The organism is Cupriavidus sp. BIC8F (assembly GCF_032465815.1).
Taxonomy (GTDB): Bacteria; Pseudomonadota; Gammaproteobacteria; order Burkholderiales; family Burkholderiaceae; genus Cupriavidus; species Cupriavidus necator.
In genome coordinates this window covers 1,747,045-1,773,739 of sequence record NZ_CP136095.1, presented here as the reverse complement: position 1 = coordinate 1,773,739, position 26,695 = coordinate 1,747,045, and the positions used below count along the sequence as shown (strand labels likewise).

Annotated in this window: 21 protein-coding genes, 1 tRNA gene and 2 pseudogenes; 9 read left to right on the top strand and 15 right to left on the bottom strand. The window is 65.7% G+C overall.

Annotated elements, in window-relative coordinates; translation table 11 throughout:
• Nucleotides 1-11 precede the first annotated feature (11 nt).
• The 3 genes from phnD to RS901_RS28130 form a co-directional block, all read right to left on the bottom strand.
• Nucleotides 12-1,004, bottom strand: a complete 993-nt coding sequence (phnD, locus tag RS901_RS28140; protein WP_316153795.1) for a phosphonate ABC transporter substrate-binding protein — start codon at nt 1,002-1,004, stop codon at nt 12-14.
• 54 nt (nt 1,005-1,058) lie between these two features.
• Nucleotides 1,059-1,913: a phosphonate ABC transporter ATP-binding protein gene (gene phnC, locus RS901_RS28135; protein ID WP_316153794.1), complete on the bottom strand. Its 855-nt coding sequence runs from the start codon at nt 1,911-1,913 to the stop codon at nt 1,059-1,061.
• 128 nt (nt 1,914-2,041) lie between these two features.
• Nucleotides 2,042-2,806, bottom strand: a complete 765-nt coding sequence (locus tag RS901_RS28130; RefSeq protein ID WP_316153793.1) for an SDR family oxidoreductase — start codon at nt 2,804-2,806, stop codon at nt 2,042-2,044.
• Nucleotides 2,807-2,971: 165 nt separating this feature from the next.
• On the opposite strand from RS901_RS28130, the gene RS901_RS28125 reads away from it, so the two are divergent.
• The 7 genes from RS901_RS28125 (at nt 2,972) to RS901_RS28095 (ending at nt 11,696) form a co-directional block, all read left to right on the top strand.
• Complete coding sequence (locus tag RS901_RS28125) at nt 2,972-3,904, top strand: LysR family transcriptional regulator (RefSeq protein WP_316153792.1); 933 nt, start codon at nt 2,972-2,974, stop codon at nt 3,902-3,904.
• Nucleotides 3,905-4,072: 168 nt separating this feature from the next.
• Complete coding sequence (locus RS901_RS28120; RefSeq protein ID WP_010809356.1) at nt 4,073-4,552, top strand: Lrp/AsnC family transcriptional regulator; 480 nt, start codon at nt 4,073-4,075, stop codon at nt 4,550-4,552.
• A 172-nt stretch (nt 4,553-4,724) separates the two neighbouring features.
• Nucleotides 4,725-7,421, top strand: coding sequence for an alpha-ketoglutarate dehydrogenase (mdeB, locus tag RS901_RS28115; protein WP_316153791.1), 2,697 nt, complete (start codon nt 4,725-4,727; stop codon nt 7,419-7,421).
• A gap of 173 nt (nt 7,422-7,594) precedes the next feature.
• Nucleotides 7,595-8,785, top strand: a complete 1,191-nt coding sequence (ampC, locus tag RS901_RS28110) for a class C beta-lactamase (protein WP_316153790.1) — start codon at nt 7,595-7,597, stop codon at nt 8,783-8,785.
• A gap of 118 nt (nt 8,786-8,903) precedes the next feature.
• Entirely contained in the window at nt 8,904-9,722 is an 819-nt protein-coding gene (locus RS901_RS28105; protein WP_316153789.1) for a hypothetical protein, read from the top strand.
• Nucleotides 9,723-9,833: 111 nt separating this feature from the next.
• Nucleotides 9,834-10,280 (top strand): CopM family metallochaperone, encoded by a 447-nt coding sequence (gene copM / locus RS901_RS28100; RefSeq protein ID WP_316153788.1) that lies wholly within the window; start codon nt 9,834-9,836, stop codon nt 10,278-10,280.
• 36 nt (nt 10,281-10,316) lie between these two features.
• Nucleotides 10,317-11,696 (top strand): YncE family protein, encoded by a 1,380-nt coding sequence (locus tag RS901_RS28095; protein WP_316153787.1) that lies wholly within the window; start codon nt 10,317-10,319, stop codon nt 11,694-11,696.
• Between the two features lie 35 nt (nt 11,697-11,731).
• On the opposite strand, the gene chrA is transcribed toward RS901_RS28095, so the two are convergent.
• Complete coding sequence (gene chrA, locus RS901_RS28090; protein ID WP_316153786.1) at nt 11,732-12,961, bottom strand: chromate efflux transporter; 1,230 nt, start codon at nt 12,959-12,961, stop codon at nt 11,732-11,734.
• A gap of 167 nt (nt 12,962-13,128) precedes the next feature.
• Between chrA and RS901_RS28085 the strand changes: the two are divergent.
• A pseudogene (locus RS901_RS28085) lies at nt 13,129-13,236 on the top strand (type II toxin-antitoxin system YoeB family toxin); the annotation flags it as partial.
• 112 nt (nt 13,237-13,348) lie between these two features.
• On the opposite strand, the gene RS901_RS28080 reads toward RS901_RS28085, so the two are convergent.
• The 4 genes and pseudogenes from RS901_RS28080 to RS901_RS28065 form a co-directional block, all read right to left on the bottom strand.
• On the bottom strand, nt 13,349-13,627 hold the full coding sequence (locus RS901_RS28080; protein WP_316153785.1) for a cytochrome c: 279 nt from the start codon (nt 13,625-13,627) through the stop codon (nt 13,349-13,351).
• 10 nt (nt 13,628-13,637) lie between these two features.
• The gene (locus tag RS901_RS28075; protein ID WP_316153784.1) at nt 13,638-14,867 is read right to left on the bottom strand and encodes a molybdopterin-dependent oxidoreductase; all 1,230 of its coding nucleotides are present in this window, start codon (nt 14,865-14,867) and stop codon (nt 13,638-13,640) included.
• A gap of 111 nt (nt 14,868-14,978) precedes the next feature.
• Nucleotides 14,979-15,272 (bottom strand): annotated as a pseudogene (locus RS901_RS28070) (helix-turn-helix domain-containing protein); the annotation flags it as partial.
• Between the two features lie 153 nt (nt 15,273-15,425).
• Nucleotides 15,426-16,928 carry an ISNCY family transposase gene (locus RS901_RS28065; RefSeq protein ID WP_410054180.1) on the bottom strand — a complete coding sequence of 501 codons (1,503 nt, stop codon included), beginning with the start codon at nt 16,926-16,928 and terminating at the stop codon, nt 15,426-15,428.
• A gap of 441 nt (nt 16,929-17,369) precedes the next feature.
• Here RS901_RS28065 and RS901_RS28060 point away from each other — a divergent pair, with 441 nt between their 5' ends.
• Nucleotides 17,370-17,564, top strand: a complete 195-nt coding sequence (locus RS901_RS28060; protein ID WP_316153783.1) for a heavy-metal-associated domain-containing protein — start codon at nt 17,370-17,372, stop codon at nt 17,562-17,564.
• Nucleotides 17,565-17,654: 90 nt separating this feature from the next.
• Here RS901_RS28060 and RS901_RS28055 read toward each other — a convergent pair whose 3' ends face one another.
• The 7 genes from RS901_RS28055 to RS901_RS28025 form a co-directional block, all read right to left on the bottom strand.
• The gene (locus tag RS901_RS28055; protein WP_316153782.1) at nt 17,655-17,831 is read right to left on the bottom strand and encodes a hypothetical protein; all 177 of its coding nucleotides are present in this window, start codon (nt 17,829-17,831) and stop codon (nt 17,655-17,657) included.
• 96 nt (nt 17,832-17,927) lie between these two features.
• Entirely contained in the window at nt 17,928-18,266 is a 339-nt protein-coding gene (gene fdx / locus RS901_RS28050) for an ISC system 2Fe-2S type ferredoxin (protein WP_316153781.1), read from the bottom strand.
• Between the two features lie 16 nt (nt 18,267-18,282).
• On the bottom strand, nt 18,283-18,771 hold the full coding sequence (cueR, locus tag RS901_RS28045; protein WP_316153780.1) for a Cu(I)-responsive transcriptional regulator: 489 nt from the start codon (nt 18,769-18,771) through the stop codon (nt 18,283-18,285).
• A gap of 15 nt (nt 18,772-18,786) precedes the next feature.
• Nucleotides 18,787-21,282 (bottom strand): heavy metal translocating P-type ATPase, encoded by a 2,496-nt coding sequence (locus RS901_RS28040; RefSeq protein WP_425476456.1) that lies wholly within the window; start codon nt 21,280-21,282, stop codon nt 18,787-18,789.
• A 587-nt stretch (nt 21,283-21,869) separates the two neighbouring features.
• Nucleotides 21,870-21,945, bottom strand: a tRNA-Met gene (locus tag RS901_RS28035).
• Nucleotides 21,946-22,188: 243 nt separating this feature from the next.
• Complete coding sequence (locus RS901_RS28030) at nt 22,189-23,112, bottom strand: 3-keto-5-aminohexanoate cleavage protein (RefSeq protein WP_316153778.1); 924 nt, start codon at nt 23,110-23,112, stop codon at nt 22,189-22,191.
• Nucleotides 23,113-23,157: 45 nt separating this feature from the next.
• Complete coding sequence (locus RS901_RS28025; RefSeq protein ID WP_316153777.1) at nt 23,158-26,619, bottom strand: indolepyruvate ferredoxin oxidoreductase family protein; 3,462 nt, start codon at nt 26,617-26,619, stop codon at nt 23,158-23,160.
• Between the last annotated feature and the right edge of the window lie 76 nt (nt 26,620-26,695).

Genomic DNA, 26,695 nt, shown 5'->3' with positions numbered 1-26,695 from the left:
CCGGGTGGGGCTTATTGCGTGCTGGTGGCGTTGCCGGCGGCCTTGTCCAGCTCAGCCAGGCGGCGGGTCACCTCGGCCAGTCGCTTTTCCTTGTCGGCAGCGGCCAGGGTGGTGTCCGTTTCGATCTTCGCCTTCTCGCGGGCCAGCTCGATCTGGCGGATCGGCACCAGCTGTGCATCGCTGGCGGTGCGGAAGCCCTGGTAGGTCAGGGTGGCCAGCACCTGCTTTTCACGCGCGGCGTCGGCGCCCTTGCCGTAGTTGACGAAGAAGGCCTGGATCTTCTTCTTCACCTCCGGCGGCAGGTCCTTGCGATAGACCATCGGATCGGCCGGGATCAGCGGCGACTTCCACAGCACCCGCACCTGGTCATAGGCGTTCTTGCCGGTGTTGATGCGATAGCGCTCCATGTTCTCGGTGTTGTTCACCGCCACATCCACCTGCTTGTTCAGCACGGACAGCAGGTTGGTTTCGTGGTTGCCGATGCGCACGGCCTTGAACAACGTCTTGGGTTCGACCTTGTTGGCAGTCCACAGGTAGAAGCCCGGCACGGCCGTGCCCGAGGTGGAATTGGGGTCGCCGGCGCCGTAGCTGAGGTCCTTGCCGCGCTTGATCACGTCTTCGACGCTCTTCAGGTCGCTGTCCTTGTTGACGATCAGCACCGACCAGTAGCCCGGGTTGCCGTCCTTGTCGATCACCGAGGCAAAGACCTCGCCGTTGGCACGGTCCACGGCCTCCATGGCCGACTTGTTGCCGAACCAGGCGATCTGCACCTTGTTGAAGCGCATGCCTTCGATGATGCCGGCATAGTCGGACGCAAAGAAGGGCTTGACGGGTACACCCAGCGTCTTGCTGAGATCGTCGATCAGCGGCTGCCAGGCGGACTTCAGGTTCGATGACGATTCGGTCGAGATAAAGCCGATGTTCAGGCTCTTGGCATCCTGCGCAAAGGCGGGCAGGGCGACCACGCCCGAGGCCACGACGGCGAGAAAGGTTCTGCGAAGCATGGACAACTCCGGAGGGAAGCGGTTTGGGGGAAAGCGGTTTGGACAGGCGGCCGTTCAGGCGGCCGCCAGGTTCATCGTGACCATCGCCGGTGCCGGCATGGCCGCAGTGGATACGTCTTCGTCGGGCACGGAATCGTGCAGCAGCTCGTCGGCTTCGGTACCGTAGAGATCGCGCAGCATGCCGGGCGTGAGCGCGGCAGAGGGGCCGTCATAGACCACCTTGCCGTGGCGCAGCGCCACCACGCGGGGGCAGTAGCGCATCGCCACATCCACCTGGTGCAGCGACACCAGCACCGCGACCTTGCGCGTGCGGTTGATCTGCCTGAGCAGCGACATCACCCGGCGCGACGATTCCGGGTCGAGCGAGGCGATCGGCTCGTCGGCCAGGATCACGCTGGCGTTCTGCACCAGCGTGCGGGCAATGGCGGCGCGCTGCTGCTGGCCGCCCGACAGCGTCGAGGCCCGTTGAAACGCATAGTCGTCTATACCAACTTGTGCAAGTGCATCGAGCCCGCCCTGGACTTCATCGGCCTTGAAGATGCGCAGCAGGCTGCGCCACCTGGGCACGCGGGCCAGCATGCCGACCAGCACGTTGGTGATGACCGGAAGACGGCCCACCAGGTTGAACTGCTGGAACACAAACCCGATCTCGCCACGCACCTTGCGCACGTTGCGGGCCAGGCGGCCGTTGCGCTGCACATGGCGGCCGTTGACGAGGATTTCGCCAGTGCCGGCATCGCCCGTGATGAATCCGGCCACGTGGCGCAACAGCGTGGACTTGCCCGATCCTGATGCACCCAGCAGGGCGACCATCTCGCCTGGCGCGATGTGCAGCGTGACATCGTCAAGCGCCTTGCGGTCCGCGCGGAACGATTTGGAAAGCCCGCGGACTTCAATTGCGTGCGTCATGTCGACTCCCTGGCTTGAATGACCTGCGCATTCTGGCCGGAGCGGATGACAGAACGATGACTTGAGCGGAAGGGGGCTGAAACCAGTTGGCAGCGCCGGCAGCCGTGCTGGCCGCCGGCGCCGGTGGGTCAGGTGCGCGTGATCGAGACGCCGCCATCCACCAGCGACGCCGTGCCGGTGACGAAAGCCGAATCGTCCGATGCCAGATACAGCACCGAGCGCGCCAGTTCTTCCGGCGTCGCCACGCGCTTGAGCGCATGCAGGTTGGTGATGAACGCCTGCGACTCCGCGGTGTCGTTCATGGTGCGATACATGTCCGTGTCCACGGCACCCGGCAGGATCGCATTGACGCGGATGCCCTGCGGCCCATACTCGGCCGCCAGCGCCTGGGTCAGGCCAATCAGGCCGGACTTGCTTGCCGCATACGCGGCCACGCCGGGAAAGGCGACGGTGTAGCCAACGAAGGTCGATGTGAAGATCACCGATCCGCCGCCGTCCTTCAGCATCTGTGCGACCTGGTGCTTGGCGCCGAGGAATGCGCCGGTGAGATTGATGGCAAGGGTGTCGTTCCAGCCCTCAGCCGAAACTGCGGTGCTGGGCCCGCCCTCGCCGAGCGTGCCGGCGTTGTTGAAGGCGATATCCAGGCGGCCATAGCGCTCGACCGCCAGCGCCACCAGCGCGCTGGCGTATTCCTCGCGCCGCACATCGCCGGCGAGCGCGACCGCGTCGCCGCCGGCGTCACGGATCTGCGCCACCAGGCTGTCCAGTTCGGACTGGCGGCGGGCGCCGACCACCACCCTGGCACCCTCGGCGGCAAACAGCAATGCAGTGGCGCGGCCAATGCCGGCACTGGCGCCGGTAATGATGGCAACTTTTCCAGACAAACGTCCCATGATCGATCTCCGGGCTGGCGCCGGGGCAACTTGCTGGCCCACAGCGCCGGTTTTGCGGGTAGGGCAGCAGGAACCGTCCCGCTGCCTCGTGAAACCAGTATGGGCAACCCGCGTGGTTCGCACTAGACTGAAGATCGCGGAACAACTTTCCGGATATGCCGAACAATGTTCAAGCTAGAAGGTGTCGCCAGCTTTGTCGCCGTGGTGGAGGCAGGTTCCATCAGCGAGGCCGCGAGGCGGCTCAACTTGTCCAAGTCCGTTGTCAGCGAACGCCTGGCCGAGCTTGAAAAGGCGATGGGTGCCAACCTGCTGCGCCGGACCACGCGGCGGCTGTCGCTGACCGAGGACGGCGCCGCCTTCCTGGAACGGGCCACGCGCATCCTGCATGAGGTAGAGGCGGCCGCAACCGATGTTGCCGAGCGGCGCGGCACCCTGGCCGGGTCGTTGCGGATTTCCGCGCCGGTCACATTTGGCCGGATGCACCTGGGCCCTGCCATCTATCCGTTCCTGGCCCGGCATCCGGAACTGGAGCTGAGCCTGGACCTGGACGACCGGCGCGTGGACGCGGCCACGGACAGTTATGACGCCGTGGTGCGGCACGGCCCGCTGGAGAGCTCGCGCCTGGTGGCATGGCAGCTTGCCCCCAGCCACCGCCTCCTGGTCGCATCCCCGGATTACCTCGCGCAGATGGGCACGCCGGCAGCGCTGGCGGAGCTGCAGCAGCACCGTGGCATCTTCTACGCCAACCGCGGCGCGGCTGACTGGCGCCTGCAAGGCCCGGACGGCACCGAAATCGCCCGTGCGGCCGTTGCGCTGCGCGTCAACAACGGCGACATGATGCGCGATGCCGCCATCGCGGGGGTCGGCATCGCGCTGTTGCCGACCTTTATTGCCGGCGATGCCATCCGGCAGGGGGCGCTGGCAGTGATCGAGGTCGGCCTGCGGGCCGAGCCGGAATCCATCTATATCGCCCACCCGGAAGGTCGGCGGGTGTCGGCGCGGCTGCGCGCGTTTGCGGAGTGCGTGCGCATGGCAATCGGGAGTCCGCCGTACTGGGACGCATGGGCGCAGGCACGCGGGGAGGGCGCGGGAACCTGATGCCGGCTGCTGGCAGGGTTCCATGAGCGCCATGTGGCGACCCCGCAAGCCCGGAAGGTTGCCGCCCGCGTCGCGCGGCCTGTATTCTAGTGCCCTGCCCGGCGCCCCGTTTCCGCAAGCAGGCAGGGCGCCATGCGCTTTACATCGAGCCGGCCATACAGGAACCCCATGCAGGAACCCGAACTGGATGAAATCAATATCCGGATCCTCGAGGCGTTGCAGCGCGACGCCAGCCTGACCAACGTCGAGCTGGCCGCGCGCGTCAACCTCTCGCCGTCGCCCTGCCTGGCGCGCGTGCGCGCGCTGGAGCAGCGCGGGATCATCCGGCAGCGCGTGACGCTGCTCGATCCGCAGAAGCTTGGCCTCAACGTCAACGTCTTTATCCACGTGTCGCTGGAACGGCAGGCGCGCGAGGGGCTGGATGCCTTCGAACGCGCCGTGCGCGCGCTGCCCAACGTGATGGAGTGCTACCTGATGACGGGCGACGCGGACTACCTGATCCGCGCCGTGGTGGCCGACGTCCAGGCCGTGGAGCGGCTGATCGTCGACGAGATCACGCGCATCCCCGGCGTCGCCAACATCCGCAGCAGCTTCGCACTCAAGCAAGTGATGTACGACACAGCGTTGCCGCTGCGCAATCCGCGCTAGCCGGGCAAGGCGCCGCCCGGCGTGGGATATGCCGCGCTTCAGCATTTTTGAGTGGTTTTGATCGTGAGCAGCAGTGGATTGTGCTGCCATCTTCCGAGCGGGCAGTCAACTTCAGCACCTCATGCGGGAGGGCACTCCATAGAATGGGGCAAAACCCATTGGAGACTTCCCCATGACCGACCTTGCCTCCCCGCACGCCCGCCTGCTCGCCCAGGCCATGCCCGAGGGCGACGACGATCCGCAGGAGACGCGCGAATGGCTGGACGCGCTGGAGGCGGTGGTGGCGCAATGCGGGCAGGAGCGCGCGCGCTTCCTGCTCAGCCGGCTGCTCGATGCCGCGCCCGCGCTGGGTGTGTCGACCACGGCGCAAAGCAACACGCCTTACCTGAACACCATCCCGGTCGAGCGCCAGCCGCCTTATCCGGGCGATCTGGCGATGGAAGCGCGCATCACCGGCATCGTGCGCTGGAATGCCCTTGCCATGGTGGTGCGCGCCAACCAGGCCTACGGTGAGCTGGGCGGGCACATCTCCAGCTATGCCTCGGCGGCGGACCTGTTCGAGGTCGGCTTCAACCACTTCTTCCAGGGCGCCGATGCCGGCAACGGCGGCGACCTGGTCTACTTCCAGCCGCACTCGGCCCCGGGCGTGTACGCGCGCGCCTTCCTGGAAGGGCGCTTGTCCGAAGCCCAGCTCGACAACTTCCGCCGCGAGGCGGGCGGGCAGGGCCTGTGTTCGTATCCGCACCCCTGGCTGATGCCGGACTTCTGGCAATTCCCCACCGGTTCGATGGGGCTGGGCCCGATCCAGTCGGTCTACCAGGCGCGCTTCATGCGCTACCTGGAGCACCGGGGCCTGCAGGCCACTTCGGGCCGGCACGTGTGGGGCGTGTTCGGCGACGGCGAGATGGACGAACCCGAATCGATCGCCGCGCTGCCGCTGGCGGCGCGCGAGAAGCTCGACAACCTGACCTTTGTCATCAACTGCAACCTGCAGCGCCTGGACGGGCCGGTGCGCGGCAACGGCCAGATCGTGCAGGAGCTGGAGGCGCTGTTCCGCGGCGCCGGCTGGAACGTGATCAAGGTGCTGTGGGGCAGCGCCTGGGACCCGATCTTCGCGCGCGATCACTCCGGCGCGTTGCTGCGCGCCTTCGCCTCGACCATGGACGGCCAGTTCCAGACCTACAAGGCCAAGGACGGCCACTACGGGCGCGAGCATTTCTTCGGCCAGAACGAAGCGCTGAAGGCGCTGGTCGCCCATATGACACCCGATGAGGTGGCGGCGCTGAACCGCGGCGGGCATGACCTGCGCAAGCTCCATGCGGCCTTTGCCGCGGCACGCGCGCACAAGGGCCAGCCCACGGTGATCCTGGCCAAGACCATCAAGGGCTATGGCATGGGCAATGCCGGCCAGGCGCAGAACACCACGCACCAGCAGAAGAAGCTGGATCTTGAGGCGCTGAAGGCGTTCCGCAGCCGCTTCGGCCTGGACCTGTCCGACGAAGACCTGGAATCGATGCGCTTCTACCGCCCTGCGGAGGACAGCGCTGAGCTGCGCTACCTGCGCGACCGCCGCCAGGCCCTGGGCGGCTACCTGCCGGCGCGCCGGCGCCAGGCCGGCGCCGTGCCGGTGCCGCCGCTGGCGCAATATGGGCAGTTCGCCGTGGACGCCGGCCAGAAGGAAATGTCGACCACCATGGCGATGGTGCGCATGCTGACCGGCCTGCTCAAGGACAAGACGCTCGGCCCGCGCGTGGTGCCCATCGTCGCCGACGAGGCGCGCACCTTCGGCATGGCCAGCCTGTTCCGCCAGGTCGGCATCTATTCATCGCAGGGCCAGCTGTATGAGCCCGAGGACGCCGGCTCGATGCTGTACTACCGCGAGGACATCCGCGGCCAGATCCTCGAAGAGGGCATCACCGAGGCCGGTGCGATGTCGTCGTGGATTGCCGCGGGCACTGCCTACAGCACCCATGGCACGGCCATGCTGCCGCTCTATATCTACTACTCGATGTTCGGCTTCCAGCGCATCGGCGACCTGATCTGGGCCGCCGGCGACCAGCGTGCGCGCGGCTTCCTGGTGGGCGCCACGGCCGGCCGCACCACGCTCTCCGGCGAAGGGCTGCAGCATCAGGACGGCACCAGCCACATCATTGCCGCCACCATCCCGAACTGCCGCGCCTATGACCCAGCCTATGCCTACGAACTGGCGGTGATCGTCGACGAGGGCATGCGCGCGATGATGGAGCGCCAGGAGGACGTGTTCTATTACCTGACCGTGATGAACGAGAACTACGCCCAGCCGTCGATGCCGGCCGGCGTGGAGCGCGACATCGTGCGCGGCATGTACCGGCTTGCGCAGGTGGAAGGGGGCGGGCGCGCCCGGGTGCGGCTGCTCGGCAGCGGCACCATCCTGCGCGAGGTAGAGGCCGCGGCGCGGATGCTGGCCGAGGACTGGCAGGTCGACAGCGAGGTGTTCAGCGTCACCAGCTTCTCCGAGCTGGAGCGCGAGGCGCGCGAGACCGCGCGCCAGCGCCTGCACCACCCGCAGGACAACATCGCCCCCAGCCATGTGGAAGCGCTGCTGGCCGGTGACACCCCGGTGGTGGCGGCCACCGACTACGTGCGCGCCTATCCGCAGCTGATTGCGCCGTATGTGTCGGCCCCCTTCACGGTGCTGGGCACCGACGGCTATGGCCGCAGCGACAACCGGCCGTCGCTGCGCCGCTTCTTCGAGGTCGATCGCGCCTATGTCTGCGTGGCGGCGCTGCGCGCGCTTGCGGCGCAGGGCACGATGCCGGCGTCGGTGGTGGCCGAGGCGATCGCGCGCTACGGCATCGACACGGACAAGCCTGCGCCGTCCTCGCTCTGATATCCCCCGGTTCGCCCTGCAGGCCTGGCGGGGCGAACCGGTGCGACTCCACATGCTCCGGCTCCGGCTGCGGCTGCGGCTGTTAAGCTTTATCCCTTTGCAGCCGCTCCAGTTGCGCGCCCGTGCCGCCATGGACCGGCGCCGCCCTCCAGCATGATCGCAAAACGTCGGATATGAAACGGATTCCTGTTGCCCGCATCGCCGCCATCGCCATGGCTTGCAGCCTCTTCGCGGCCAATGCCAGTGCCGCCGACAGTGTCGGCCAGCGCCAGATAGAACGCGCCGTGAACGATGCCATCCGCCCCCTGATGGCGGCGCACGGCGTCCCCGGCATGGCCGTTGCCGTCACGGCCGGCGGCAAGCGCTATGTCTTCAACTACGGCGTCGCGACGAAGGAGGGCGGGCGCAAGGTCGACGGCGACACGCTCTTCGAGATCGGCTCGGTCAGCAAGACCTTCACCGCGACGCTCGCGTCCTATGGACAGGCCCGCGGCACCTTGTCTCTGGCGGACCCTGCCGGGAAATACCTGCCGGCGCTTGCGGGAAGCAGCCTGGGCGCGACCAGCCTGCTTGATCTTGGCACCTATGCAGCCGGCGGCCTGCCGCTGCAGTTTCCGGATGCGGTCACCGATACCAGGACGATGGTCGACTATTTCCGCGGCTGGCGCCCCAGATATGCCGCCGGCACCCATCGCCAGTATTCGAATCCCAGCATCGGCTTGTTCGGCTATCTGGCTGCCAGCAGCATGGGCCAGCCCTTCGATGACCTGATGGAGAAGACGCTGTTCCCGGCGCTGGGCCTGGCCCACACCTACATCAGGGTGCCGAAAGCGCGCATGGGCGACTACGCCTATGGCTATTCGAAAGACGGCAAGCCGGTCCGCGTGACGCCCGGCGTGCTGGACGCCGAAGCCTACGGCGTGAAAACCACGGCGGCCGACATGATCCGCTTTGTCGAAGCCAACATCGACAGCGCCGGCCTGGACGACAAGCTGCGGCGTGCCATTGCCGGGACGCACACCGGGTACTTCAAGGTTGGCGACATGGTGCAGGGGCTGGGCTGGGAAATGTACGCCTGGCCCACCCGGGTCGACAGCGTGCTGGCCGGCAGTTCACCGCAGGTCGTGCTCGAGGCGAACCCGGTGAGCCGGCTGGAGCCGCCGCTGGCATCGCCCGCCGATGTGCTGGTCAACAAGACCGGCTCGACCAATGGCTTTGGCGCCTACGTGGTCTTTGTGCCGGCGAAGCGAATTGGCATCGTGATGCTGGCGAACAAGAACTTCCCGGTGCCGGAGCGGGTAAAGGCAGCGTTTCGGATACTGGCGGTGCTGGACGGTGTGCCGGCAGGGCCCGGCAGCCGGTAAGGGGAGGGCACGCCTTTCATCAAGGCGACACGATACCCAGGCAAGCTGCCTGGTCCGCGCTTGCCGGTTGATCTGGCAAGGCATCGTCGCCCTGATTCCTATCCGATGAAGTCCACTCATGCTTGAACGCCGCCGTTTCCTTGCATCAACCTCCGCGGCCATTGCGGCCCCGATCGCCACCACCATCCTGAGCGCCTGCGGGGACGGCAATGCCGCCGACGCACCTGCCGCGATCTCCGATGCGGAACTGCAACGGCAGATGAACGCGCGCCTGGCCGTTCAGCTTAAAGACACCGCAGCTGCGGAGCAGATCTCGCCCCAGGTGCTGGACTTTGCGCTCACCTGGCAGCCTCCGACCATCGCGGTATCCAGGCTGAACCGCATTGTGGCGTATGGGTTCGGCAACCGGCCGAACGCGCAAAGCGGCAACACGCCTACCAATGGCGGCAACCAGGCCGCACTGCCGGACCCGGGCCCCGTCAATGAAAAGCTCGCCGACACCGTCCATGCCATCTATCAGCAGCACCCGGTAAAGGTCTATGCGCAGTGGGAGATTGCGCGCTTCCTGAAGTCCAAGTACGGCCTGACCGATATGGTATCGATCGAGCCGGTGACCAATCCGGATGGCAGCATCACCTACCTGAGCACCGATGGCGTTGCTGCTAAGGTGGTGGAACTCGAACAGAACAATGCCGCCGCCATGGGGGTAGTGGGGGTCATCGGCTTCCGTGACCACGTCAAGCGCTGCGTGCTGACCTCGCGGGACCGCGGCATGAATGCCTTTGCCCCGGAAGGTGTGGAAATGCCTGGCGAATACGACGCGCAATCGGGCCAGTCCTGGACGCGTCGGCGCGACCTCTACCTGCTGCACGATATGTCCGCCCAGGTGCAGAGGCTGCGCGCCATGGCTATCGCGGCGGCGTACCCCAACGGCTAGCGCGCAAAAATATCCGGTTCTCCATGGAATAGTTCACGCGCCCCGCGTGTATACGCAGGTAATCCCCCGGCCGCCGGCGAACGCCAGGCCCGGAAAACAGGAGACCCTGCAATGCAATGGAGAACCGCACGCAACGGCGTCGGCACTGCGGCACGCATGGTGCCGGCGCTGTTCTTATGGGCAGCAAGCTTTGCCGCGCCAGCCCAGGACGCCCACCGGCATCACCAAACCACCCTGGGGCAGGCACCGCCGCCCTTCGTCGCCAGCACCGCAAAACCGTTCTCCGGCCTGATGGGTGACGCCATGGCCGTGATGGATCACGGCATGGCGCAAGCAGCCATGAACGGCATCCCCGACCACGACTTTGTCACCATGATGATCCCGCACCACCAGGGCGCGATCGACATGGCCAAGGCGCTGCTGCTGTATGGCAAGGACCCGGAGCTGCGCAATCTTGCCCAGGCCATCATTACCGAGCAGCAAAACGAAATCCGCCTCATGCAAGCCTGGCTCCAGCGCAGCCAGGCCAGGGCACCTGGCGCCGCCAATCCTCGCTAACCGGCGGACATCCACCGCCCGCATCGGAACCGAATCATGAAAAGACATGCCCTTATCCTTGCCTTGGCCGCGCCTCTCGCAGTCGCCGCGCCGCAGCCACAGGATCGCATTTATACCGCTGACCAGAACAGCAACACCGTTTCAGTGATCAATCCGGTGAGCAACACCTTGCTTGGGCAGATCCGCCTTGGCAACGCGCGGCCGGACGTGCTGTCGCCGCTATACAAGGGCGAGCTCAATGTCCACGGCCTTGGCTTCTCGCCTGACCATCGGACCCTGATCGCGATCTCGAACGGCTCGAATTCCGTCGCGTTCATCGATACCGCAACCAACAAGGTCAAGGGCATTGCCTATATCGGCCGCTCACCGCATGAGGGCTTCTTTACCGCGGATGGAAAAGAGGTGTGGGTTGTCGTGCGCGGCGAAGACTATATCTCCGTCATCAACCCGGTGACGTTCCGGGAAACCCGCCGCATCCAGACCACGGCAGGGCCGGGCATGGTGCTGTTTCATCCTGCCGGCAAGCTCGCCTTCGTGGTATCGAGCTTCAACCCCGTGGTGGATGTCATCGATGTCAGGACACACAAGGTGGTCAAGCGGCTCAATGTCACCAGCCCGTTTTCACCGTTCCTGCAATTCACGCCGGACTTCCGCGAGGTGTGGATGACGCACAAGGACGTGGGCAAGGTTACCCGCATCGACACCGAAAAACTGGAAGTGAAGGGCGTCTTCGACACCGGCTTCATCACCAATCACCTTGCCTTTGCCAGGACTGCGCGTGGCACGTTCGCCTATGTGACGGTGGGCGGCGAAAACGTGGTCAAGGTATTCACCACCGAGGCCGAACCGCGGCTGGCAGCGACCATTCCGGTCGGCGCGCTGCCGCACGGCATCTGGGCTGCCGACGACAGTTCACGCATCTATGTCGGCCTGGAAAACGGCGACGCCGTCGACGTGATCGACACCGCAACGAACCAGGTCATGACCCGCGTGCCAGTGGGCCAGGCACCGCAGGCACTGGTATACGTCTCCAGCGCCGTGCCAGGCGGCGACGGGACCGCAAACCTTGTGCAGAGAGCGAACAGCGATCCGGTCAACATCACCCTCAGACCGGTCAATGGCGATGCCAAGGGCTTTGTGGTTGCGCGCAATCTCGGTGTTGTCGACGCGTTGGAGGTATCCCTGTTCAAGCTGAAGCCGCAAACCACCTACAGCGTCTATGTCGCAGGACAGGCCACGCCCGTGGCAAGCTTCCGCACCAATGCCGCCGGCATGGCCAACGGCACCGCCATTGGCCCGCTGCGCGAAGTCGTGACGACGCTTTCGCCAAAGAGCGCCACCCCAGCGAAACTGATCGTCATGGAGGGCGACGCAGCGGCGGATCCGGCTACGGCGGTGTTGGTGAGCGTGCCGTGAGCTGAGCCTGGTGAGCCGGGTTCGCGGATGCCAGGCTAGAGCGCCAGGATCCATCCGCCCAGCGCCGCGCCGGCCACCACCAGCACGGGGGACACGCGGCCGTAGACAAGCAGGCCGAAGGCCGCCAGCGCCAAGCCGAAATCCGCCTTCGAGTGAATCGCGCTGGTCCACACGGGGTCGTACAGCGCGGCGGCCAAGACACCAACGACAGAGGCGTTGATGCCACCCATCGCGCTCTGCACCCCATCGCGCTGGCGCAGGCTTTCCCAGAACGGCAATGCGCCGGCCACCAGCAGAAACGCCGGCGCAAAGATCGCGAGAAGCAGTATCAGCGCGCCCACCCATCCACCCAGTGGCGCGGGGGAGAGCGCCCCGAGGTATGCGGCAAAGGTGAACAGGGGGCCCGGAACAGCTTGTGCTGCGCCGTAGCCCGCCAGGAATGCATCATTGCCGACCCAGCCAGGGGGCACCACGCCAGCCTGCAGCAGCGGCAGCACGACATGCCCACCCCCGAAAACCAGCGCTCCGGCCTGGTAGAAGACCGACACGGCCGAAACCGCCGTGGACCCGGTCATTGCAGCAAGGGCCGGGAGCAGCACCAGCATCACGCCGAACAGCGCGAGAAGCAAAACGCCCACCCGGCGACTCACACCGTAGTTGAGATGCTGGGCAGGAGGCAGATGGTTCAACCGCAAGGTCCAGCGCGCAACCAGGCCACCCAGCACAATGGCAGCAACCTGGCCCACCGCACTTGGCACCGCGAGGACCAGAAGCGCGGCCACGACTGCGATGCCCGCGCGCAGCCGGTCCGGACACAGCGACCTGGCCATGCCCCATACCGCCTGTGCAACAACCGCCACGGCCGCCACCTTCAGGCCGTGGACTGCCCCGGAATCCGCAACGCCTGACCACCGCGCAACGCCAAAGGCAAACAGGACAAGTGCAATCGCAGAGGGCAGGGTAAAGCCCGCCCAGGCGGCCAGTGCGCCAAGCCAGCCCGCCCGCTGCAGCCCCAGCGCCATGCCAACCTGGCTGCTGGCAGGCCCAGGCAGGAATTGACATAGCGCGACCAGGTCCGAGTAGCTCTTGTCGTCCAGCCAGCGGCGGCGCTCCACGAATTCGGTGCGGAAGTAACCCAGGTGCGCGATCGGGCCGCCGAACGAAGTCAGGCCAAGTTTCAGGAACGCCCGCAGAACCTCTGGAACCGTGCCACGTGTTGCTGCCGCAGCGGCGCGGTTTGTGTCCTGGGCGGGGTTGGGGGGCATCGGCGGCTTTCTCGGTTAAGGTTTCATCGACCAGTTCCGCGAGCCGTGGGCGCAAAGCCCCCAGTGCCTGACGGCCGTTGCATAACGAACTTCGATATTGTATCGAGCCTACCTCAGGGTGGCGTGCTGGCGATCGTACAGGAGCGGTACGACGGTTGGATGGAAAGTCGGGCTTCTGGTCGCGCCGTATCGACGACACGAACCGCCTGGTCTATGCGGCGGATGATGAAACGATGCGCATTGTCAGCTGCCGCTACCACTACGGCGACAAGTAACTACGTCGACAAGTAAGCTGACCACTTGCGCGTCAGGCGGGAAGCCGGAAGGCCCTGAGTGCCGCCACCGCAATGGGTGCCGCGTTTCGCCTCCTGACCGCCTTCGCCCGCCTCATCCCTTGCCATAGTACCGGCTGAGGTAGTCCACGATCTGAGGGATGTCTTCGTCCTTGATGGGGGCGCCGAACGCCTTCACCATCTTGTTCACCGTGGCGGTCCAGCCGCTGCGATCGAGGAAGACCGAGTTCATCGGGATGTAGTCGATGCTATGGCAGCTGATGCAGTTGGCCATGACCTTGTCCTTGCCGGCACCGTCCTTGAGCCTGATGCTCGCCTCATCGGCCAGCGCACTGCCCGTCAACAGGATGAGGCTGAGCAGCATGGCTTTCATGGCATCTCCCTCACACGATCTCGACTTCGACCCGCTGCACCACATTGTGGTGATAGCCTGCGGGATTGTGGATCAGCTCGAACGTCTGGGTGGCGCCGGCGCGGTTGCTGGCCCTGGCCATGACGGCAAGCTTGCCGCTCTTGCCGGGCGTGAACCGCAGGCTGAAGAGCCGGAAGGCGTAGCGCCCGTGCTCCGTCCCGAGCTCGCTTGCTTGCCAGGTTCGCCCGCCGTCGATCGAGACTTCCACGCGCTGGATGCCGTAACCGCCGTCCCAGGCGATCCCCTTCACCTCCAGCACCGTGCCGCGCCGTATGCGCTGGCCCGGCAGCGGATTCGTCAGCAGCGAGTTCACCACCATCTCGGTGATCGGCATGTTGACGTCGGTTTCCTGGCTGACAAAGCGGTCGACCTGCGGAAACTTGCCCTTGGGGATGCGATAGGCGGGGTTCATCCAGAAGCCGGACAACGGCTTGGCCAGCGCACTGATCGAGACGATGTGCTTGACCCAGTACGTCGCGGTCCACCCGGGCACGACGATGCGCGCAGGGTAGCCGTTCCAGTGCGGCAGCGGGGCGCCATTCATTTCCCAGGCGATCAGGGCGCTTTCCTCCATCGCCTTCCATGCCGGTATGCTCTTGACGAAGTCCGGCGTCTGCGCCATCACGGGCCGGTCGGCGCCGTCGAAGGCAATCTCCACGGCGTCCTTGCCGATCCCGGCCCTGGCCAGTACGTCCCTGAGCCTTGCGCCGCGCCATTTTGCATTGCCCATCGCGCCTGGCCCCCATTCCACGCCAGGCACGTGGGGCAGGAACAGGCCCCGCCGGTTGCCAGAGCACTGGCAAACCGCCGCCACCTCGAACGGTTCGAAGTCCTTCTTCAGTTGGGAAAGCGTCAGCTCGAACGGACTTGTGGCGGCTTCTCCGCCAATTCGCAGCCGCCAGTCGGCCTCGTTCACCTCGGGAATGGAAGCGAGGTGATAGCGCACGAAGAATGCATTGTTGGGGGTGAAGGCCTCACCGAAATATGCCAGTGGCGTTTCGTAGTTCGGTGGCCGGTAAGTCCGCTTGATGAGCGGCAGCTTGCCCGGCAGCGCGTCCAGCACCGCTGATTCCCGCGCGCCTTCAGGCAGTTCGGGCGGCATGTCTGCGATCGCCGCGAAAAGCGGTGCCGGCAGCAATGGCCCAGTGGCGGCGGCCAGCAGTCCGGCTCCGCGCTTGAGAAACGCTCTGCGTGATGTCATGTCGCCCCCGTCCGAGGTCCACATGACATCACTCTAGTGCATGCCGCGCCATTGGCCCAGAAGCGGCGGTCTGGCACCAAAGCTCATCCTGGGGCGCGGAAGAGAGGCGCACTCGCAGGCCAGGGTCGGGCCGAAGTCGGCGTAGGTGTCGCGGATCAGGCCACGCACGCGGGACTCCAGCCCGGGCGGCAACTGGCGATTGCTGTCACGGCCACGCTTGCGTGAGCCCAGGCCGCTGGGGCCATCCTCGCGGTAGCGCAACACCAGCCGTTCCACCTGGCGCCGGGACAAGCCTAGTTTCTCGGCCGCGCGCCAGACCGCCAGGCCATGGTCGACCACGGCCTGAATCACCTTGAGCCGATCGAGTTCGCGCATCGTCATCGTGATGGTCTCGGGCTTGGGCATCGCGGCCTCCGGTCTCGGACAGACGGAAAACCGCCAGCATGCCAGCCTTGGCAAGGGGGTACGACATTTCTATTTGGCTCAAATGCGACATTACTATTTGGGGCCAACAGGCGTTGTCCAGTGGGTTTTGAAAGGTCGCCCCCTCCGCTAAATTCAAATGTCGGTGCGGGCGTGCTTTTTGTGCGGGGTTGGATGCTTTTGTGGGGGGATGGTAGGGCGGTGGTGCTGGCCTGACGTGACCGAGTCTGGCCCAGGGTGGGGCGGTGGATTCACGGTAGGCAAAGTTAAAATGTCCGCGTTCCGCTGCAGCGGTGCCGCCGCCATCGCGCGCTCGAGATCGAGCCGGTTGATCAGACGCTGCCGCTTGACGTTCAGCGGCGCGCGATGGGGCCGGGCCGGTTCGCCTTGCAGCGTGCGCGACGGCCCCGCCTGCTGGCGACTGTCGCGCTGCGCCTGCACCTGCGCCGTGATGGCCAGCACGTGCCCCAGCCGCTTGTTGTCGACGATCGCGCCCTGGTCGAGCTCGCCGAGCCGGTCATAGGTGGTGTAGGGCAGGGACGCGCCGTCGGCCCACAACTCAACCCTGCCGTCCGGGTACTCGGCGACCTCGAGATAGCGGTGGATCAGGCGCCGGTGTTCGGGTCGGTCCTCGAGCAGGTACAGCACCTTGTCGTACTGCAGCGTGAGGCTGTGTGACACCTTGCGCCACTCGCGCCAGCTGAAGATGCGCGCCAGGTCCTCGTCGCCACGCAGCGGCCGGTGGGCGTCGAAGTCCCGCCTGGGCACCTTGGCAAAGCGGGCGTTGAAGTCGGCCATGAAATGCGCGGCAAAGTCGTTGGCCGCGGCCATGGTGCTGATGCCGCGCAAGCGCAGTTCCTTGACCAGCCGGTCCTGCAACGTGCCGTTCATCCGCTCGACACGGCCCTTGGCCGGGCTCGAATTGGCGCACAGGATGTCGATGTTCAGCTCGAACAGCGCGCGCCCGAACTGGGTGTAGCCGCGGCCTTCGGCGCTGTCCCGGGCATTGACCCGGAAGACACTGAACTTGTCGGAATAGAACGCCATCGGCTTGCCGTGGCGCTCGATATAGTCACGCGTGGCGCTGAAGTACGCCGGCGTCGATTCGCTCGGCACGAATCGCAGCTGCATCAGCTTGCCGGTCGCGTCATCGACGTAGACCAGCAGCGTGCACGCCGGCGCCCGGTCCTCGAACCAGGCGTGGTCGCTGCCGTCGATCTGCACCAGCTCGCCAAGGCAGGCGCGGCGGTTGCGCGGCTGGTGCACCTTGGGCGGGCGCAACTTGCGCGGCACCCAGAAACCGGCGTCGATCATGATCCGGCGCACCGTCTCCGTGGCCAGGTCGATACCATGGCGTTCTCTGAGCTTCTCAGCCGCCAGGGTCGGGCCGAAGTCGGCGTAGGTGTCGCGGATCAGGCCACGCACGCGGGACTCCAGCCCGGGCGGCAACTGGCGATGACCCGGAGCGCCTTGCCGGCGATTCTGTAAGCCCGGCGCACCTCCGACCTGGTACCGACGAAGCAAGCGCAACGTTTGCCGTGTGCTGAGTCCCAGCCGAGCCGCCGCAATGCCTGTCTTCAAGTGACCGTCTGCCAAGGCTTGCAGGACCTTGAGCCGGTCCAATTGACGCATCGTCATGGTGATCGTGTCCGGTCGCATGGCGGCTCCCTGGCTGGCTCAAGGCCGTACAGGTTACCCGGACCAACTCGGACATTTGAATCTGGCTATAAACGGACATTAGAATCTGGCGCCAACAGGCGTTACTCGCATAATAAGTGTTATGTTAAATATCGTCACATCACCATGGCGCGAGACGGAGCTGTAGCGATAATCCGCTTACATCTGCCTGTTTCGCCGCCGAGCCACGCAAAATCAGCAACCACAGTATCTCCAGGCGCAATGGGAATGGGCAAAACGCAAGTGCCGGTCGTTATGAACTGACCCCGGTCAAGCGTGAGTCCTTTTGACCTGAAGACTGGCAAGTTGGTCGAGTATTCGGCCACGCGCATCTTAGAGGCTTGACCTTCCAACCGTGGCAAGGACCAAACTGCTGAGCACCCCAACATGAAAGGAGTTTCCATGCAGTTCCACCTCGATGACATGACCTGCGGCGGCTGCGCCCGCACAGTAACCAAGGCGATCCAGATGATCGATCCCGGCGCCAGGGTCGTCACGGATCCGCCCACCCGTCTTGTGCAGGTGCAAACCTCGGCATCCGAGGAGCAGATCGTCACGGCCCTGCGTGAGGCTGGCTTCCCGCCCCGCGCACAGTAAGGCAACCTTGCAGCCTGCCGGAGGCGCTTCGGCAGGCTGTCTGTCCTGCAGGCGCTCCGATCCAAGAGTGTGGGCCGCGCCTTTTCATGCTCAGCGCCAGGCAAGCGTCGCCCACTCCCATAGGGTGATGGCCGCGATCAGCAGATTCTTCGTCAGCGATGTGAAGTCCGAGCGAATCTTGCGCACCGTTGCTTGAGCCAACTCATCCCCCTCAAAAGCAGCAGCCCGCCGCTTGATGCTGTCAATAGCACCAGTAGAGGCGAGCATGCTTGCACCTGCAACCACCAGAGGGGGCCACGGACACATCAGCGGATAAAGCGCGGCCGATGCAGCATTTTGTGAGCCGGCGTGCGCTACGCCAGCTCATTGGTTTTCCTTGGCATGATTGATCGTGTACTTGGGGATCTCGATCGTCAGGTCTTCACCTGCCACGATGGCCTGGCAACTCAGGCGCGACTGCGCCTCCAGTCCCCAGGCCCGGTCCAGCAAATCATCCTCGCCCTCTTCAACCTCGTTGAGGGAATCAAAGCCCTTGCGCACGATGCAGTGGCAGGTCGTGCATGCGCGACTTTGTTCGCAAGCGTGTTCGATCTCGATCCCATGGTCGAGCAGCGCCGCGCAAATCGACGCGCCCGCAGACACGTTCAACACGGCGCCCTCAGGCGCCAGATCTGCATGAGGCAGGACTGTTAGTTTGGGCATTTCGTCTCCTCGCCGCTCAGTGTGTGCAAGTGCATGACTCAACCGCGATAGCCGCTTTACCGCGCGCACGACGAGCCACCGCGCCGGTGCGCGCCTCAGGTGCTGCACAATCGTTATCCGGCTGCTGTAGCTCATCAAGGATCGGGCAGTCAGGGCGGTGGTCGCCCGCGCAGGAGCTGATGAGTGCCGTCAGTGTCTCAGCCATCTGCCGCATGTTCTCCATTCGCCGATCCAGCTCGGCGATCTGTTGCTCGGCCAGCCGCTTGACGTCCGCGCTGTGACGCGATTGGTCATTCCAGAGCCCCAGCAGACCGCCAATCTCGGCCACCGAAAACCCGAGGTCGCGGGCGCGGCGAATAAAGTGCAGCCGATTGACGTCAGCTGGGGCATAGGCACGGTAGCCCGAGCCAGTCCGGTCCGCTGGGGGAATCAAGCCGATCTGCTCGTAGTAGCGGATCATCTTGGCCGACACGCGGGATGCCTTGGATGCTTCACCGATATTCATGCTTGTCCTCCTTGCTCAATGAGATGTATCGGATACCGCCGCCAGCGGCGCCTGGAAGCGGCGCAGGCGCAGCGCGTTACCGAGAACGAACACGCTGGACAGCGCCATCGCGCCGGCCGCGAAGATGGGCGACAGCAGCACCCCGTAGGTGGGGTACAGCACGCCTGCGGCCACTGGAATCAGCGCCGTGTTGTAGCCAAAGGCCCAGAACAGGTTCTGACGAATATTGCCGATGGTGGCCTTGGACAGCGCGATGGCGTTGGGCACGCCTTGCAGATTGCCGGACATCAGCACCACGTCGGCAGATTCCACCGCCACATCGGTGCCCGTGCCGATTGCCAGGCCCACATCGGCCTCGGCCAGCGCCGGTGCATCATTGATGCCGTCACCCACGAAGGCGATCTGGCCGTGGGCTGCCTTCAGCCGGCGCACAGCCTCCACCTTGCCCTCGGGCAGAACCTCGGCCACGACTTCGTCGATGCCCAGTTGCCTGGCGATCGCCTGCGCGGTGCGCGCGTTGTCGCCCGTGATCATCGCCACCTTCAGACCCAACTGGTGCAGAGCGGCGATGGCGGCGGGCGTGCTGGGCTTGATCGGATCGGCGACAGCGATGATGGCAGCCAGTCGGCCGTCAATGGCGGCATACAGTGGCGACTTGCCCTCGTCGCCCAGGCGTCCGGCGGTGCGGGCGAAGGCGCCGACGTCCAGCCCCAGCGCACGCATGTAGCGGTCAGCACCAACCTCCACGCGGGCGCCATCCACGGTGGCGCGCACGCCCATGCCGGTGACCGACTCGAAATCGGTCATTACCGGCAGCGCAATGCCACCCTCCTCTGCGGCCTCGACGATGGCGCGGGCAATCGGGTGCTCCGAACGCGACTCCACCGCCGCAACCCACCGCAGCACCTGGCTGCGGTCGAATCCGGTGGCGACCTCCAGGTCGGTCAGTACCGGGCGGCCCTCGGTCAGCGTACCGGTCTTGTCCACGGCCACCACCCGGGCATCCTTGAGCAACTGCAGCGCCTCGCCCTTGCGGAACAGCACGCCCATTTCGGCGCCGCGGCCGGTGCCGACCATGATGGAGGTCGGTGTAGCCAGGCCCATCGCGCAGGGGCAGGCGATGATAAGCACGGCCACCGCGTTGACCAGTGCAAAAGTCAGTGCTGGCGACGGCCCCAGGATCAGCCAGGCCAGAAAGGTCAACAAGGCTGCCAGCATGACCGCCGGCACGAACCATAACGTCACCTTGTCCACCACGGCCTGGATCGGCAGCTTGGAGCCTTGGGCCTGTTCGACCAGCCGGATGATCTGCGCGAGCATGGTCTGGGCGCCCACGGCCGTGGCGCGCAGCGTCAGGGCGCCCTTCTGATTGACGGTGCCGCCCACCACGGCGCTGCCGGTCGTCTTCTCGACGGGAATCGGCTCGCCGGTAATCATCGACTCGTCAACAAAGCTGCGGCCATCGGTCACTTCGCCATCGACCGGCACCCGCTCGCCAGGACGCACTTCCACGATGTCGCCCAGGGCCACCTCGTTAATCGGAATGTCCACGATGCGGCCATCGCGCGAGACGTGCGCAACCTTGGCTTGCAAACCGGCCAGGCGCTTGATGGCCTCGGAGGTGCGCCCCTTGGCGCGTGCCTCAAGGAAGCGCCCCAGCAGAATCAGCGCCACGATGACGGCTGCCGCTTCGTAATAGACATTCACCGTTCCGGCCGGCAGCAGGCCTGGAGCAAAGGTTGCAACCACCGAATAGCCGAATGCCGCCGCCGTGCCGACAGCCACCAGAGAATTCATGTCCGGCCCCAGGCGCACCAGCGCCGGGAAGCCCTTGAGGTAGAAGCGCCTGCCCGGAATGGCCAGCACCAGCGCCGTCAGCACGAACTGCAGATACCAGCTCTGCTGCATGTCGATGGTGGCCATGACCCACTCGTGCATGCCGGGGATCAGGTGCGAGCCCATTTCAAGCACGAATACCGGCAGCGCCAGTACGGCGGCCAAGGTCAGGTCGCGCCGGAGTTCGGCCCGCTCGGCGTCCTTCTTTTCAGTAACCTCATCGTCAGTTTGCGCTGCGTTATCGACTGGACGGGCCTCGTAGCCCGCCTTCTCGACGGCGGCCACCAAAGCCTCCACGACGGCCACACCGCGCACGGTGGCGCGCTCGGTCGCCAGATTCACAGCCGCATTCGAGACGCCTGGCACGGCCTTGAGCGCCCGCTCGACCCGACCGACGCACGAGGCACAGGTCATGCCCTCGACCGCCAGCTCGACGGTACTGGCAGGCACGTCGTAGCCCACCTTCTCCACCGCCTGAACCAGCGCCATGCGCTCGACGGGACCCGCCAGGCGGATGTCCGCTCGTTCGGTGGCGAGATTGACCGATACGCTTCCCACGCCGTCGACCCTGGCAAGGGCAGCCTCGACGCGGCCAACGCAACTTGCGCAAGTCATGCCTTCGATGGGCAGGCTGATCGCTGTCGCAGTGGCACGAGCACCGCTTGTGCTTGGCATGTTCATGGTTTGCTTCCATAGTTGAAACTCGATAGAAGCGCAGCTTGACCCTTGCCATCGTGGGAAGGTCAAGCGTTTCGTTTACTTTTCTGCATCGCATTGGACTGGTCAGCAACGTACTCTCCAGCGCGTGGCCCTTGCACGTGCCCGGTCGCTGAGGGCGTGTCATCAACGTTGGCGCTTCCCCACAGCATGCGCTGTGCCGCCGTCTGTGGCAGCCATACCCACTGAATCGCAATAACGCAAGCTCGGAGGCCCGCACGGAACCGGCACCGGCTTGACCCGCAGCAAGCCAGTTAAACTGCGCCGCCGAGCCTGATTGAGGAAGAACCCATGACGAAATTCCTGCTCATCACTTGCACCAGCTGCTCCCGCCAGGAAACTCTGGAGTCATCGCGATGAGGACCACTTAGCGAACCGGCGGAACAGAAAGGACCCGCTGTACCTGGCGCCAAAACGCATGGAATACAAGGCTCAGCTCCCAGGCGACCAGTCCAGCCATAAGGCTGAGGGCTATACGTGCATCTGCGGCTGGAACCAAATGCAAAAGCCCCGCGCGGATGGCTCCGGCGGGGCTTGGACGAATGTGGTTGCGGGGGCAGGACTTGAACCTGCGACCTTCGGGTTATGAGCCCGACGAGCTGCCAACTGCTCCACCCCGCGGGGCGAAATATACGCTGATTGGCGGCACCTGGATACCCCTTACAAAAAAAAACTGCGCAGATTGTTGAGCAGGCCCTCTTGGGCCGAGCGCTTCTGGCACGGACTTCCGGAAGCTCGCTCTTGCTGGAATCTCGCTACAAAGGAAGTCTGCCTTTGGCCAGGCGTGTCCTGGCGCGTTGCCACGGTCGCTGTCCAGATGGCAAGACCGATACGCTGCGCTGCCCGACCGCCGGCGTCCTCCGTTCAGAACCCAACATTCTCCCGCCCCTTGAGCTTCAGCAACGTACGGGCCTCCTCCGGCGTGGCAACCTCCAGCGACAGCGCTTCAATTACACTGCGCACACGCAGGACCTGCGCGGCATTGCTGTCGGCCAGTTTCCCGGGTCCGTCCCACAGCGAGTCCTCCAGCCCGACGCGTACGTTGCCGCCCATCGCCGCGGAGATCGCCGCCATGGACATCTGGCTGCGGCCGGCGCCCAGCACCGACCAGACATAGTCCTTGCCGAACAGCCGGTCCGCCGTGCGGCGCATATGCATCAGGTCCTCCACATGCGCGCCGATGCCGCCCCGCAGTCCGAATACGGACTGGATCAGCAGCGGCGGCGTCAGCAGTGCGCGATCGAGAAAATGGGCGGCCGTGTACAGGTGCCCGATGTCGTAGCATTCGATCTCGAAGCGCGTCTGGTTCTCGCTGCAGGACTGCAGGATGTAGGCGATATCCTTGAAGGTGTTCCTGAAGATGCCGTCATAGCTTTGCGCAAGATAAGGCCGTTCCCAGTCGTGTCGGAATTCCGTGAAGCGGTCCAGCAATTCGTACAGTCCGAAGTTCATCGAGCCCATATTGAGCGAGGCGACTTCCGGGCGCAATTGCAGTGCCGGCTGCAGGCGTTCCTCCACGCTCATCGTCGGCGCACCGCCGGTTGTCAGGTTGATCACCACGTCCGATGCCGCCTTGATGGTTGGCGCGAACCGGCGGAACAGTGCCGGGTCCTGCGACGGGCGCCCGTCCGCGGGATCGCGCGCATGCAGGTGGACGATGGCGGCTCCGGCCCGCGCGGCGTCGATCGCGCTCGCCGCGATGTCATCGGCCGTAACCGGCAGGTAGGGTGACATGGACGGAGTGTGGATCGAACCGGTGATGGCGCAGGTGATGATGACTTTGTTCATGGTGTTTCCGCTTTCGGTGATGGCATCGCACGGATGCCGTTGTCGCTACCGGCTGGCATCGCCGCCCCACTCCTCGCGTGCCTGCTCCCGTCTGGCAAAGCCCGCCTGCGCCTGCCGATCGCGCACGTGGCCGTAGCCGCGCACGCTGGCTGGCCAGCCAAGCAAGGCCTGCAAGCGTTCGGCCGGCCACTGCGCCGCGGCGTGGCCAAGCAGGTCAAGGTCTGCCTCATAGGCCGCCAGCACGCGGCGATTGAGCTGTGCTTCGGCGCCCCGCGCGAACGGATCAAGCCGGCTGCCGCGCACGAAGCGCGCACCGGCCAGCAGGCGGAACGCGGGCCGGATCCACGCGCCGACGGCGGTCTTGCCGATCTTCCCGGTCACCTTGTCCAGCTTGCCGAAGGGGCCGCCCGCGAGATGGAAGCTGACCTTGAAGTCGCCCTCGAAGCCGTCGCGCAAGGACTGCATGAACGCCGGGCGCGAATACAGGCGCGCCACCTCGAACTCGTCCTTGACCGCCAGCAAACGGTAGTACTGCGTTGCCACCTCTCGCAGCAGCGCCTGCGCATCGCTGCGGCCCGCCAGCATCCGGCGCACTGCCTCGATCCGTGCACGGTAGCGCGTGGCCAGTGCCGCGTTCTGGTAGTCGACGAGGCGCCGGGCCCGGTCGTCGATCAGTTCGCCCAGCGGTCCGTCGGCCCTCTTCAGGAACTGGACCACCTGCGCGGGCGCCAGCAGGCGCCCCACTGCGGCGTGGTCGTGCGCCAGCCATCGGCCCAGCGCGAATGCCTTGTGGTTGGTTCCGGTCGCCACGCCGTTGAGTTCGATGGCTTTCTCCATCGCCTTGCGCCGCACCGGGATCGCGCCCTTCTGCCAGGCATAGCCGAGCAACAGCATATTGGAGAGGATGGCGTCGCCAAGGAGCTGCTGCGCGAGCGCCGCCACATCGACGAACTCGGCGCGCACGCCCAGGGCCCCGCTCAACCGCTGCCTCAGGCCTGCCTCATCCGCCGACCAGTCCGGCTGGCTGGTAAAGTCGCTGGTGGGCACGATCCCGGTGTTGACGAAGGCGCGCGCCTGTTCCGCTCGCAGTCGGGACAGCGCGTCCGCGCCCGCGGCGACGATCAGGTCGCATCCCAGCAGGACATCGGCCTCCGCGCTGCCGATGCGCGCGGCGTGCAGCAGTTCCGCGCGTGGCGCAATGCGGATGTGGGAGCCGACCGCGCCATACTTCTGCGAGAGCCCGGTCACGTCGAGCGAGCTGCCGGCCTTGCCGTCCAGGTGCGCCGCCATGGTCAGCACCGCGCCGATGGTGACCACGCCGGTGCCGCCGATGCCCGCCACCAGGATTGCCGTCGGCGCGAAATCGGCCGGAATCTCAACGTCCGGCAGCGCGGGAATTGTCAGGTCGCCGTCCTTGCCGCGCTGTGGCCGGCGCGGCCTGGCTCCATCGAGCGTGACAAAGCTGGGGCAGAAGCCGCGCACGCACGACAGGTCCTTGTTGCACGAAGACTGGTTGATCTGCCGTTTGCGGCCCAGCGGCGTCTCCAGCGGTTCGATCGCGAGGCATCCGGACTGCTCGCCGCAATCGCCGCAGCCCTCGCAGACTTCCGGATCGATATAGGTACGGACCTGCGGGTCGGGCAGCTTGCCGCGCTTGCGCAAGCGCCGTGCCTCGGTGGCACACGCCTGGTCGTAGATCAGTACCGACAGGCCGGCATGTTCGCGCAGCCCGCGCTGTACGGTCTCCAGCTGCGCGCGGTCGTGCACCGGCACGCCCAGCGCCGCGCGCCTTGGCGCGTCGTAAGCGGTCACGTCATCGGTGACCACGACGATCTTGCCGATCCCTTCCGCCTGCAGCTGGGCCACCGCCTTGTCCACGCTCAGTTCGCCGTCCACAGGCTGGCCGCCGGTCATGGAGACAAAGCCGTTGAACAGCAGCTTGTAGGTCATCCGCAGATTGGCCGCCTGCGCCTGGCGGATAGCCAGGTAGCCGGAATGGAAATAGGTGCCGTCGCCCATATTGGCAAAGACGTGGGGCTCGCGCGTGAACGGCGCCTGCCCCATCCACATCACCCCCTCGCCACCCATATGCGAAGCCGTGTGGGTCTTGGTCGGGTCGTTCAGCATGGCAATCGTATGGCAGCCGATGCCGGCCAGCGCCCGGCTGCCATCCGGCAGCCGGGTCGACGTGTTGTGCGGACAGCCCGCGCAAAAGCTGGGGCGGCGCAGCGGCGCGCCCTGCCCCGCCTCGCACGGGATCGGGGCGTTCACGTCCGGCGCGGGCGGCAGGCCCAGCAGCCGCCGGATCGCTTCGGCGACCTGGAGCACCGTCAACTCGTTGCAAATGGGCAGCACCGGCGTGCCGCGGGACGCCGACCATTCGGTCGCGCCGTCGAACTTGCCGCGCACCACGGGCGGCCGCGCGAGGCGCGCATCGAACAGGATGGATTTCAGCTGCGACTCAAGCAGCGGCCGCTTTTCCTCGATCACGAGGATGGTATCGAGACCTTGCGCAAAGGCGCGCACGATCTCGTCTTCGAGCGGCCACACCATGCCGATCTTGAGGATGCGCAGCGTGGCGCCGTGCGGGCCGGCGGCATCGATCCCCAGCCGCTGCAAGGCCTGCATGGTGTCGGCATACGATTTGCCGGCGGTGACAATGCCCACCTTCGCTGCCGGAGCGGGCCATGCCAGGCGGTTGAGCCCCGCCGCCCTGGCGAACTGTACGGCCGCCGGCAGCTTTTGCACGTACAGGCGCTCCTCGGCGGCCGGCGCCATCTCGAAGGCGCGGATATGCAAGGCCCCGTTGGCGGCGGGCAAGACCTCGACGGGTGCCTGCTGGCCCACCTCGACCTCAGCGGCGGACTCCACCACGTCGGTCACCAGCTTCATCCCCACCCAGCAGCCGCTGTGGCGCGACATCTCGATGCCGCGCAGGCCGAAGTCGATGATGTCCTGGACGTTGGCCGGATACAGCACCGGGATGCCTGCCGCGATCAGCGAGAAATCCGACTGGTGCGCGGTGGTGGAGGACTTTGCGCTATGGTCATCGCCCGCCAGCACCAGTACGCCGCCGGCGGCGCTGGTGCCGGCCAGGTTGCCGTGCTTGAACGGGTCGCCGCTGCGGTCCACACCCGGTCCCTTGCCATACCAGATGCCGAACACGCCGTCCACGGTTGCCCCGGGAAAGGTGCCGACATACTGCGTGCCCCAGATCGCGGTCGCGGCCAGGTCCTCGTTCACGCCAGGCTGGAAGCGGATGTTGGCCGTCCGCAGCAGCGGCTCGATCCGCCACAGCTCCATATCGAGCCGGCCCAGCGGCGAGCCGCGATATCCGGAGATAAAGCCGCCGGTATTCCGGCCCAGGGCGCTATCGATGCGGCGCTGGTCCAGCGCGATACGCACGATGGCCTGGTTTCCCGTGAGAAAGACCTTGCCGGCCAGCTGCTCGAAGCGGTCGTCCAGCCGTGGCGACTGCAGCGCCGATGGCTCCGTGCGTGCGTTCATGCCTGATCGCCTGTGAGGACGCGGTTACCGCTGTGGTACAGAAAAAGACAAGCCTGCATCGAACGTACTCCGTGAT